12 protein-coding genes are annotated in these 11879 nt (G+C 46.3%); all 12 read left to right on the forward strand.

Annotated features, from left to right (window positions below; all coding sequences use genetic code 11):
• The first annotated feature begins 78 nt into the window (after positions 1-78).
• Positions 79-1287, forward strand: a complete 1209-nt coding sequence (gene trpB, locus U1F02_RS07415; RefSeq protein ID WP_409989736.1) for a tryptophan synthase subunit beta — start codon at positions 79-81, stop codon at positions 1285-1287.
• A 34-nt stretch (positions 1288-1321) separates the two neighbouring features.
• Positions 1322-2131: a tryptophan synthase subunit alpha gene (gene trpA / locus U1F02_RS07420; RefSeq protein ID WP_409989737.1), complete on the forward strand. Its 810-nt coding sequence runs from the start codon at positions 1322-1324 to the stop codon at positions 2129-2131.
• 135 nt (positions 2132-2266) lie between these two features.
• A complete protein-coding gene (gene accD / locus U1F02_RS07425; protein WP_409989738.1) occupies positions 2267-3133 on the forward strand; it encodes an acetyl-CoA carboxylase, carboxyltransferase subunit beta in 867 nt (288 codons plus the stop codon).
• Between the two features lie 12 nt (positions 3134-3145).
• Positions 3146-4429: a bifunctional tetrahydrofolate synthase/dihydrofolate synthase gene (folC, locus tag U1F02_RS07430; protein ID WP_409989739.1), complete on the forward strand. Its 1284-nt coding sequence runs from the start codon at positions 3146-3148 to the stop codon at positions 4427-4429.
• 17 nt (positions 4430-4446) lie between these two features.
• On the forward strand, positions 4447-5061 hold the full coding sequence (locus U1F02_RS07435; protein ID WP_409989740.1) for an SPOR domain-containing protein: 615 nt from the start codon (positions 4447-4449) through the stop codon (positions 5059-5061).
• A gap of 109 nt (positions 5062-5170) precedes the next feature.
• Positions 5171-5689, forward strand: a complete 519-nt coding sequence (locus U1F02_RS07440; protein WP_409989741.1) for a CvpA family protein — start codon at positions 5171-5173, stop codon at positions 5687-5689.
• 78 nt (positions 5690-5767) lie between these two features.
• The gene (gene purF / locus U1F02_RS07445; RefSeq protein WP_409989742.1) at positions 5768-7291 is read left to right on the forward strand and encodes an amidophosphoribosyltransferase; all 1524 of its coding nucleotides are present in this window, start codon (positions 5768-5770) and stop codon (positions 7289-7291) included.
• Between the two features lie 38 nt (positions 7292-7329).
• Positions 7330-7587, forward strand: coding sequence for a hypothetical protein (locus U1F02_RS07450; RefSeq protein WP_409989743.1), 258 nt, complete (start codon positions 7330-7332; stop codon positions 7585-7587).
• Between the two features lie 34 nt (positions 7588-7621).
• On the forward strand, positions 7622-8566 hold the full coding sequence (locus tag U1F02_RS07455) for a DUF3365 domain-containing protein (RefSeq protein WP_409989744.1): 945 nt from the start codon (positions 7622-7624) through the stop codon (positions 8564-8566).
• Between the two features lie 103 nt (positions 8567-8669).
• Positions 8670-9863, forward strand: a complete 1194-nt coding sequence (locus U1F02_RS07460; RefSeq protein ID WP_409989745.1) for an O-succinylhomoserine sulfhydrylase — start codon at positions 8670-8672, stop codon at positions 9861-9863.
• A gap of 75 nt (positions 9864-9938) precedes the next feature.
• Complete coding sequence (locus tag U1F02_RS07465) at positions 9939-10865, forward strand: AAA family ATPase (protein WP_409989746.1); 927 nt, start codon at positions 9939-9941, stop codon at positions 10863-10865.
• A 53-nt stretch (positions 10866-10918) separates the two neighbouring features.
• The gene (locus tag U1F02_RS07470) at positions 10919-11878 is read left to right on the forward strand and encodes a DUF58 domain-containing protein (protein ID WP_409989747.1); all 960 of its coding nucleotides are present in this window, start codon (positions 10919-10921) and stop codon (positions 11876-11878) included.
• Position 11879: the final 1 nt, after the last annotated feature.

Genomic DNA, 11879 nt, shown 5'->3' on the forward strand with positions numbered 1-11879 from the left:
AGGTTTGTCTGCTATTGGCGGACGAGAAAACGCCCTTAACCCTATGCTGAATTTGCTACTAGAGAAGGTGATAAAGCAGTGAGCGATATTGATTACGGTAGTTTCCCCAATGCGGCAGGTCACTTTGGTCCCTATGGTGGCCGATTTGTGTCTGAAACCCTGGTTCATGCTCTTGATGAACTCGAATCTATTTACTTCAGCTTGAAAGATGATCCTTCCTTCCAAGCTGAGTTTGATAAGGATATGGCCCATTACGTTGGCCGTCCGTCACCTTTGTATTTGGCAGAGCGCTGGACCCGCGAATTGGGCGGTGCGCAAATTTTCCTTAAGCGTGAAGACCTTAACCACACAGGCGCGCACAAGGTAAACAACACCATCGGCCAAGCGCTTTTGGCAAAGTTTACCGGCAAAACTCGTGTGATCGCCGAAACCGGCGCTGGTCAGCATGGCGTTGCTACAGCAACGGTTGCTGCGCGTTTGGGTTTGAAATGCCGTGTTTATATGGGCTTGGACGATATTAAACGTCAAACGCTTAACGTCTACCGCATGAAGTTGCTCGGCGCAGAGGTGTTCCCTGTGACCTCTGGCTCTCGCACTTTGAAAGATGCGATGAACGAAGCCATGCGCGATTGGGCAACTAACGTGGATGATACTTTCTACATTATCGGTACAGCTGCAGGCCCACATCCCTATCCACAACTTGTGCGTGATTTCCAATCTATTATCGGCCGCGAAGCGCGTCGTCAATGCTTGGCGCAAGCAGGTAAGTTGCCAGATGCTTTGGTGGCCTGCGTGGGCGGGGGCTCTAATGCGATCGGCCTGTTCCACCCGTTCCTTGCTGATAAATCAGTGGCTATGTACGGTGTTGAAGCGGGCGGTTTGGGTATTGAAACAGGTAAGCACGCTGCGCCTCTCAGCAAAGGTATTCCAGGTGTCCTGCACGGAAATCGTACCTATTTGATGGAAGATGAAAACGGCCAAATTATTGAAACCCATTCTGTATCCGCTGGTTTGGATTACCCCGGTGTCGGCCCAGAGCATTCGTGGTTGAAAGATATTGGTCGTGTGAATTACGTGGCGACTAATGATGACGAAGCGCTGGCTGCTTTCCGCAAATTAACGCTTACCGAAGGCATCATGCCTGCGCTGGAATCCAGCCATGCAATCGCCTATGCGGAGAAGCTCGCGCCAACCATGAGCAAAGACCAAATCATCATCGTCAACCTTTCTGGTCGTGGCGATAAAGATATTCATACTGTTGCTGCCCTCGACGGTATTACCGTTTAACTCATACGCAGAAAACAGAACAGGAACATAAGTGATGAGTCGTATTCAACAACGCGTAGCTGAAGCAAAATCGGCCGGTAAAAAACTTTTGGTCGCCTACATTGTCAATGGTGATCCACAACCCGAAGTGACCTTGCCAACCATGCATGAAATGGTTGCCAAAGGTGTAGATGTGATTGAGTTGGGCGTACCTTTTTCTGATCCAATGGCGGAAGGCCCAGTGATTCAAAAAGGCCACGAGCGTGCTTTGGTTCACCACACCAGCCTTAGAGGTTCGTTGGAATTGGTAAAAGAATTCCGCAAAACCAACAGCAGTACGCCAGTCATTTTGATGGGCTATGCAAACCCGGTTGAGCGTTTTGGTTATCAAGCTTTTGCAACGGCTGCCGCAGAAGCGGGTGTTGATGGATTGTTAACCGTTGATCTACCGCCAGAAGAAGTTGTGATTTTAAAAGATGCGTTGGATGCGGTAGGTTTGGATAATATTTTCCTGCTTGCGCCAACCACCACAGTTGAACGAGCACGCAAAATTGCAGAGCACGCAAGCGGCTTTTTGTATTACGTTTCATTGAAAGGTGTGACCGGTGCAGGCCATTTGGATGTTGACGATGTTAAATCCAAACTCGCCGCTTTTGGTGAATTAACGGATCTGCCGGTTTGTGTTGGTTTTGGTATTAAAGACCCTGCAACGGCAAAATCAGTTGCGCAATTGGCCGACGGTGTTGTGATCGGCAGCGTGCTGGTTGATAAAATGGGATCACTTGAAGGTCAATCTCCAGCTGTGATTGCCGGTGCAGTAGGTGAAATTATTGGCGGTATTCGCACTGCGATTGATTCGCTCTAAACAAACAAAAAGTTGGCAGTGGTCTAACGGAAATCACTGTTAATAGAACAACTGAGAAACCGTGGAAGAAGCGCAGCGCAGGATCGCATCAACAGCGATTTTCACAGGTTACTGACAAACCAAAGAGATTTTACGATGAGTTGGTTAGAAAAAATTATCCCTGGTGTTGCGACACGATCTGAAGCCAAGCGCTCAAATAAAGTTCCCGAAGGTTTGTGGGAAAAGTGCGTGAAATGCGATGCCGTTTTATACAAACCAGAACTCGAAAAGAATTTTGATGTTTGTCCAAAGTGCGATCATCACATGCGTGTTCGCGCCCGTGCGCGTTTGGATATGTTTCTCGATCCACAAAATCGTAAAGAGTTGGCCGTTGAGGTTGAACCTATCGACCGTTTGAAATTTAAAGATATTAAAAAATACAAAGACCGTTTGACGACGGCGCAAAAAGAAACCGGCGAAAAAGATGCTTTGGTTGCTATGTGCGGTGAATTGAAAGGTATGCCGGTTGTTGCGGTAGCGTTTGAATTCGCGTTTCACGGCGGTTCGATGGGCTATGTGGTGGGTGAGAAGTTTACTCGCGCCGCCACTATCGCGCTGCAGGAAAATATTCCGCTCGTTTGCTTCTCGGCAACGGGGGGTGCGCGTATGCAAGAGGCGCTCATTTCATTGATGCAGATGGCAAAAACCTCTGCAGTAATTGAGCGCTTGAAAATGCAAGGCACACCCTACATTTCTGTTATGACTGACCCTGTATACGGTGGTGTGTCGGCGAGTTTGGCATTGCTGGGCGATTTAAACGTGGCGGAGCCGGGTGCTCGCGCTGGTTTTGCTGGCCCAGGTATTATTGAACAAACAATTCGCCAAAAGTTGCCAAAAGGATTCCAGCGTGCGGAATTTTTGTTGGATCACGGTTCTATTGATTTAATTATTCATCGTCGTGATATGCGCGACAAACTTGCATCACTCCTCGCTAAATTTACCCACAAGCCTGTGCTGAATTAATTTCCCGCTCACATGAGATTTACTTCATTAGCAGAGTGGTTGGGGTGGCTTGAGCAAAGCCATCCCAAAGAAATTGATCTCGGATTAGATCGTATTCGCCAAGTTGCAGCGCGAATGGATTTATTAAAACCAAACGCAAAAGTTATTACCGTTGCGGGCACAAACGGAAAAGGTTCTTGTGTTACAGCAACGGCAGGATTATTGCGCGCTGCAAATTTTAATGTCGGTGTTTACACCTCTCCGCATTTGTTGCATTACGCGGAGCGCATCCAAATAAATGGTAAGCCTGTTGCGGATGAACTTATCTGTGCCGCGTTTGAAAAAATTGCAACGGCGTGTTCTGCGTCCGACGAATCTTCCATTAGCCTTACCTACTTTGAGTACGGAACCTTAGCTGCGCTGGAAATTCTCAAACAGCAGCAAGTGGATTACTACGTATTGGAAGTAGGGTTGGGTGGCAGGCTTGACGCCGTAAATATTATTGATGCAGACGTCGCGGTTATTACGTCTATCGCTATAGATCACCAAGATTGGTTGGGCGATACTCGCGATGCAATCGGGCGTGAGAAAGCAGGTATCCTCCGCGAGCAGCAGTTATTCGTGTGTGCAGATCCAAACCCACCGCAAACCATTTTAGATATTTCAGCGCAACTAAAAACCAAGGCTTATTTTGTTGGTCGCGAATTTTCGTTTGTCGAAAATGAATCTACTTGGTCGTGGGAAGGTAAAGCTGTAAACGGATTAAATGTTGAATTGGTTTCCATGCGCGCTCCGCATTTACCATTACCCAGCATGGCCGCAGCCTTGCAGGTTGTTAACTTGCTTGGTATCGAATTAACTCAGCAGCAAATTGAGCAATCCTTATTGGGTTTGGAGTTGCTGGGTCGATTCCAACAAATTTCTTATCAAGATCGTCAGTTTATTTTAGATGTCGCGCATAATCCCGCGGCGACGGAATATTTGGCCAAACGCTTAACCGCACAGCCAATCGCTGGAAAAACCTTTGCTATAGTCGCCATGATGAGCGACAAAGACCGCATTGCGAGCCTGGAAAACCTTGTAGGTTTGGTTGATGAATGGTTTTTGCTGGACTTGTCAGAAATTCCGCGCGCGGCAAGCATACAAGCCTTGGGTGATAACTTGTTGTCCCTTAAAGCTCAGGTTCAGCAATCCGGTGCTATAAGCCAATTGATGCCAGCGGTGTTGGCCAAGGCAACACCGCAAGATCGCGTATTGGTATTTGGTTCTTTCTTTACTGTCGCCGCCGCATTGGCGTATTTGCAGACGAATTCCTAAGCTTCTCGAGGTTCTCAGTGAGATACACATTAAAGCATCGATTAATTGGTGCGGCCGTTTTGGCTGCGGTAGCCGTGTTGCTATTGCCGAGTTTCTTTAAAGAAAAGAAGGATTATCAAGTCAGCACAAAATCGCAGATTCCTGCGCGCCCTAATTTGGTTGCCGAGGAATTCAAATCGCCACAGCCAGTTCCTAATATCGAGCCAGCGCCAGCGCCGGAAACCATGTTTGCGCCCACCGAGGCTGCACCTGAGCAAAGTGTGGCTTCTGCTTCTTCTGCAACAGCATCTTCCGTTGCGGCTGTCGTTACGAGCGCGTCGGCTTCGTCTGCAAAATCTATTGCGAGTCACACATCTTCTGTTTCGGCTATGCCTTTAAATCAGCAAGGCCTGCCTGACGCTTGGGTGGTTCAAGTGGGTAGTTTTACGACGAAGGAAGCGGCAAATAAGCTGCGGGATGATTTACAGGCAGATGGTCAAAAAGCCTATGTGCGAACCACACCCAGCGGAAACGGTACTATCAGCCGTGTTTATATCGGTCCCAAGCTGGACAAAAATCAGACTTTGGCATTAAAGGAACAAATGGACAAGCGCCTGAAAGTGAAATCCATGGTGATGCGATTCCAGCCTTGATAAAGCGAATTCACGAATTACGAACATTAAACTTGTGGTTAAAGAGCTGTTTGATAGTGGGCGGCTCTGTTAAAATGCGCGTCCTTAATGAAGTGGGGAACTTGGGCGCATGAATGGGGCAGATTGGGCCATTGTGATTGTTTTGACGCTATCCAGTGTTATCAGCCTTGTTCGCGGGTTTATTAAAGAAGCCTTGTCCCTTGTCATCTGGGTTGTTGCTTTGGTTTGCGCCAATGTATTCAGCCATCGTCTTGAAGAATTCCTCGTTAACACAATATCAACACCCTCATTGCGTGCTATGACAGCCTTTTTACTGGTTTTTGTCGGGGTGCTATTTTTGGGCGCGTTGATCAATTTTTTAATTGGCCTCATCGTCAAAGCCACCGGGTTATCGGGCACAGATCGTCTGATAGGTATGGTGTTTGGCTTTGCACGCGGCGTGCTGCTGGTGATGATGTTTTTAATTTACGTGCCGAATTATGTGCCCGTAACCAAAGATTCCTGGTTTCAACAATCTCAACTCATTCCTTATTTTTCGCCTTATCAAGCGGCGGTTCAAAATGGGATTAACGGCATCACGTCGTGGGTGGTGAGTTTGTTGCGAAAGCCAGAGGCGACTTCCGTTTAATGTGCAGCGGATTGATTGTTTCAAAGATTTAATTTTTAACCCCGTTTTTTAATTCAGTTTTTAAATAGGTGAGTAAGTATGTGCGGCATTGTAGGTATTGTGGGCAAACGCGATGTCAACGTTCAATTGTATGATGCGCTAACCATACTCCAACACCGTGGTCAGGATGCTGCCGGTATTGTGACCTGCCAGGACGGTCGCATGGCGCAGCAAAAAGCGAATGGCTTAGTGCAGGATGTGTTCAGAACTCGCCACATGCAACGTTTGGTTGGCAATATGGGGATCGGCCACGTGCGTTACCCAACAGCGGGCAGTTCTGGCCCGGCGATGGCACAGCCTTTTTATGTGAACTCTCCTTACGGTATTGCGCTGGCTCACAACGGGAACCTCACTAACACTGAAAAGCTCAGTGAAGATTTATTCAAAACCGATTTACGTCACGTCAATACAGATTCAGATTCAGAAGTGTTGCTCAACGTGTTTGCGCATGAGCTTCAAATGCAAGGCAAGTTAAAACCAACACCAGACGATATTTTTAAGGCGATCGAAGGTGTGCATAACCGCATTACTGGCGGTTATTCGGTTGTATCCTTAATTGCGGGTTATGGTTTGATTGCTTTCCGCGACCCCAACGGGATTCGTCCGTTGGTTTATGGTTCGCGTGAAGGTGAAGCAGGCATTGAATATATGGTGGCATCCGAAAGTGTTGCGCTCGATGTGTTGGGTTTCCACTTAATCGACGACGTTGCACCGGGCGAAGCGATTTACATTACTGAAGATGGCCAATTACATCGTCGCCAGTGTGCGAAACATTCGCGCTTGGCGCCGTGTATTTTTGAGCACGTTTATTTCGCTCGCCCCGATTCGATTATGGATGGCATTTCCGTTTATAAAGCGCGTTTGCGTCAAGGCGAAAAACTGGCCGATAAAATTTTGCGTGAGAGGCCTGATCACGATATTGATGTTGTCATTCCAATTCCAGATTCAAGTCGTGTTGCTGGTCAAGCGCTAGCGCAAAAACTGGGCGTGAAATTTCGCGAAGGTTTGGTAAAAAATCGTTACATTGGCCGTACCTTTATTATGCCTGGGCAGCAGCAACGTAAAAAATCTGTTCGCCAAAAATTAAATCCCATCGAGTTGGAATTTAAAGGCAAGAATGTATTGTTGGTAGACGACTCCATTGTGCGCGGCACAACCTGTCAACAAATTATTCAAATGGCGCGCGATGCGGGTGCACGCAAAGTGTATTTTGCTTCCGCGGCACCTGCGGTGAAATATCCAAACGTATACGGCATTGATATGCCTACCACTTCAGAATTAATTGCGCATGGCCGTACTGATGAAGAAGTTTGTAAAGAGATCGGCGCTGATTGGTTGATTTATCAAGACCTAGCCGACTTGATTGCAGCGTCTACCGAAGGTAACAGTAAGGTGACTGAGTTCGATTGTGCCGTGTTTACCGGTGAGTATATTGGTGGCGATGTGACCAAAGAGTATTTGGATAAGCTGGCTGCTGCACGCAATGATTCAGCGAAAGAAAATAAAAAAGCGGGTAAAACAGAATCTCCTATGGGTTTGCACAACGGCGGCGCCATGAGCTAAAACCTGTTTTAAACAGGTTGATTTATCAAGGAGTCAGTATGCTAGACCACGTCGATTTGAAAAAACTGCCGCCGGCGGCGGCAAAAAGGGTTATACAATTAACTGAATTATTTATTGAATATGTAGGACCCATAGGTCTTGAAATTTCAGGTGATGTTTTTTCCCAATGGGCCTCTGCCGGAAAATTTGGTCCCGCAGCTATGCGCCATTATGCGCTCGCGTTAAGTCAGCAATTGACTGCTGAATCTGAACGACACAGTTTTTTGCAAAAGGCGGAAAAATTACTGCTCCAGTAATAATCAATGATCTCAACGAAACAGGATGATAATAATGAAAAATAAAATCTCGCTTTCAACAAAATTTGCGGCTTTATTTCTGTTAATAGTAGGCATGAACGCTGCAGCATATTATTTTATGCTTCAGAATATTTATTTGCAGGAACTCAAATCTCAGGCGAAAACGGTGGTGTCGAACGTGGAGTCATTCGGCGCTTGGGTTGCTCAGAACGGCAGGGTTTGGGTTAAAGAAGGGAGCAAAGAAAGTTTTCTAACGCAGGAGCTGTACCGTGCTTCCTGTGAGAATGTTGACGACGCTGGTTTTGTACATTTTTATTCCAAGAACCCAGCATTGGCTCAGCGCGAATTTTCTGAAGTTGTTGCCAAATCTTCGTCGCCAGCCAAGTTCCACATGACATCGCAAAATGTTATGAACCCCGTAAATGCACCTGATGGATTTGAATCCATGGCCTTGGCTATAGTGACTAAAACAGGTGCGTCAGAATATTCTGAGTTTGCAGATGGTCAATATCGATTTGCACAAACGATTTATCACAAGGCATCGTGCATTAGTTGTCATGGCGATCCAGCTAAAGCCCCCGAAGATGTTATCAAACGCTACGGATCTGAGCGTGGCTTTGGGTTTAAAGAAGGTGATGTTGCCGGTGTAATCAGTGTTAGCATTCCTGCCAAACCCTTATACATGAGAGCGTTGAATTTTGTAGGTGTAAAAGAATTGGCCTTGATCCTGGTGCCTTTCTTAATCGCGCTTTGGTTTGTACGTTCTGCGGTGATTTCGCCTATCAAGAAGTTGACTGAAACAGCTCACGATGTTTCAACGGGTAAAGATACCCCGATTGATATTGCAAACATTGATCTCAATACAAACAACGAGGTTCATCAATTAACATTGGCGCTACACCGTATGCGTAACAGCACTCAGTTGGCGATGAAAAAAATGCGTGAAGCGCGTGCCGAAGCTGATAAACATCGTAAGTAAGCTCCGCATAACAAGTAAGCTCCACACAAACTGAATGGGGCACGGCTAAGTCGGCGCTTAAATAGAAATTAATCGTGACCCTATTCGATACAGGTTGTAACTAATGGAACATTTTGAGCAAGAATTTTTAGAGTATGAACTAGATACGCTGGCTATACGTGCCGGCCAAGTTCGCACTCATGAAGGCGAACATAGTGAAGCCTTGTTTCTAACTTCAAGCTACGTATTCGGTAGTGCGCAAGAAGCAGCTGACCGTTTTTCCGGTGCGCAAGCTGGGAATGTTTATTCTCGCTACACCAACCCTACAGTGCGCGCGTTTGAAGAACGCATCGCTGCGCTTGAAGGCGCAGAATCTGCTGTAGGTACTTCCTCCGGCATGGCAGCTATCCTCAGTACCTGTATTGCGCTTTTAAAAACAGGTGACCACATTGTTTGTTCGCGCAGTGTGTTCGGCACAACCACCGTACTCTTTACCAAGTTTTTGCAGAAGTTTGGTGTCACTACAACATTTGTCGCACCGACAGATTACACCGCATGGGAAGCAGCATTTACTCCTGCGACGAAAATGGTTTTTGTTGAAACGCCTTCAAATCCGCTTTGCGATGTTATTGATATCAAGCGCCTCGCCGATATTACTCATGCGCGAAATGCATTGCTCGTTGTTGATAATTGCTTTTGCACGCCAGCCTTACAGCGCCCATTAGCATTCGGGGCTGATTTGATTGTGCATTCTGCGACAAAATATATAGATGGGCAGGGCCGTTGCCTCGGTGGAGTTGTTGCAGGCCCCAAAGTATTGGTGGATGAAGTGCTCGGCTTTATTCGTAGTGCCGGCCCAAGTTTAAGCCCTTTTAATGCATGGGTGTTTTTAAAAGGTTTGGAGACTTTGCGTTTGCGCATGGAGGCACATTCGCGCAACGCACTTGAGCTCGCGCAGTGGTTGCATGCGCATCCAAAAGTAGAAGAGGTATTTTATGCGGGGTTAGCGTCACATGTTGGTCATGAGCTCGCAGCAAAACAACAATCTGCGTTTGGTGGAGTTTTATCTTTCCGTGTGAAAGGTGAGCGTGAAGCCGCGTGGAAGGTTATTGATGCAACTCGCATTATGTCGTTAACGGCTAATTTGGGTGATACAAAAACCACCATCGTTCATCCTGCAACAACCACTCATGGTCGTTTAACCCCGGAGCAAAAAGCCGAGGCAGGCATTACTGAAAATTTAATTAGGATTTCGGTTGGTTTAGAGTCGGTAAAAGATTTAATTGCAGATCTCGAACGTGGACTAAACTCACTTTGATATAAGGTCACCCGGTGCTTGCTAGGGTGACGATCTTTTCTCGATTTTCCTTACATAAATATAAAAGGATTCGCTGTGAGAAAATTCATTGAAACCTTGGTGGGCGAAATTGGCCGTGTTCTGCTGGGTAAAGAAGAAAAGATTAAACTTGCATTAGCTTGTTTACTGGCGGATGGGCATCTTCTTATAGAAGATTTACCCGGGATGGGTAAAACCACACTTTCTCACGCGCTCGCTAAAGTTTTAGGCTTAACCTATAACCGCGTTCAATTTACCAGTGATATGTTGCCCGCGGATATTTTAGGTCTATCCATTTTTGATCCGCAGCAGAAAAAATTTACCTTTCATAAAGGCGCAATCTTTACCCAAGTTTTATTGGCAGACGAAATCAATCGCACTACACCCAAAACCCAAAGTGCGTTACTTGAATCCATGGAAGAGCGCCAAGTCACCAATGAGGGTAAAACCTACGAATTACCTCAGCCGTTTTTTGTGATTGCAACGCAAAATCCCATGTCGCAAATGGGAACCTATCCGTTGCCGGAATCGCAATTAGATCGATTCTTAATGCGCATCAGTTTGGGATACCCGGACGCGGAAACGGAAAAGCTCTTGTTTAAAGGGGGAGACCCGCGTGATCAACTCACTCAACTGCGCGTTTGTTTAACGCCCGATAAAATTCCCGATATAAAGCGTGCAATTGGTGCGGTAAAAGTTTCAGATAGTTTAGTGGACTACGTACAACGTTTAGTTCATTACACTCGTACAAGTGAAGATGTCTTAGTCGGGCTCTCACCTCGCGGTGCTATGGCATTAATTAAAGCCGCCAAAACCTGGGCCTTTATGCATGAGCGTGCCTACGTTGTGCCTGAAGATGTACAGTATTTATTTCTAGCCGTGGTTGCACACCGTATTGTTGCAAAAAGCAATTCATCGCAAAGCGCTGTGCCGGACGTGGTGGTTAAAAAAATATTGGCCGCAGTGCCTGTTGTTTTGAGTTAGGTTTCCTTAATTTTCGAATACTTATTCGGCAAATTTGCACAGGTAATTTTCTCTTGTCCAAGATACAGCAATATTTTCAGCGCTGGATGAGCAAGCGATCTCCTCGTGCCGACCGAGTTGTTCTGCAGCATCGCACGATCTATGTTTTCCCTAGTAAGCAAGGTCTGGCTTTTTTGGTGTTAATTTTGCTGGTATGGGTATTAGGGACAAATTATCAAAACAATTTAATTCTTGGTTTATCCTTTTTTTTGGCCAGTGTTATGCTGGTGTCCGTTATTCATGCGTTTCGAAATCTTTTGGGTTTAAGTTTTTCTCCAGCTGCTGTGCAAAATAGTGTAGTTGGCGATGCGGCCATCTTCGACATTGAAATATCCTCATCATATCTAACAGATCATCATGGGCTTTTACTACAGGCTGATGATGATTTTGATCCTATTAGAGCCGACGTGAGTTCAGGAAGCCTCACAATAGTTCGTATCAACGCTAACGCGCGCCATCGTGGATGGCTGAAGATGCCACGAATTATATTAAGGAGCTATTATCCGCTTGGACTAATTCGTGCTTGGGCTTATATAGATCTTGATCACCGTGCGTTAATTTTCCCTAAACCTATAGCGTGCGATTCACCTCCGCTGGGTGCGGGACAAGGCAACGAGGGGCGTTTCGTTTCACAACAATCTAGTGATGAATTTCAAGGATTTCATAATTATCAACCGGGCGCACCTTTATCCCAAATAGCCTGGAAGCAATACGCGCGCGGTGCAGGTTTGTACCTTAAAGATTACCGTGCTCTACAAAGTGAACAATTCTGGTTGGATTGGCAAGCAACTAATACATCTGACACAGAATTAGCATTGTCGCATTTGAGCCACTGGGTAAATTATTTTTCAGAGAATAATCTTGAGTTTGGTTTGCGCTTACCGCAAATAACAGTTGAAGTCGGAAGTGGGGACGTACATCGATTGAATGCCTTAACTGCATTAGCGCTTTTCGGTTGGGTGCAGGGGTCTTAAG

The sequence above is a fragment of the Cellvibrio sp. genome (assembly GCF_046347455.1).
In the GTDB taxonomy this organism is placed as follows: Bacteria; Pseudomonadota; Gammaproteobacteria; order Pseudomonadales; family Cellvibrionaceae; genus Cellvibrio.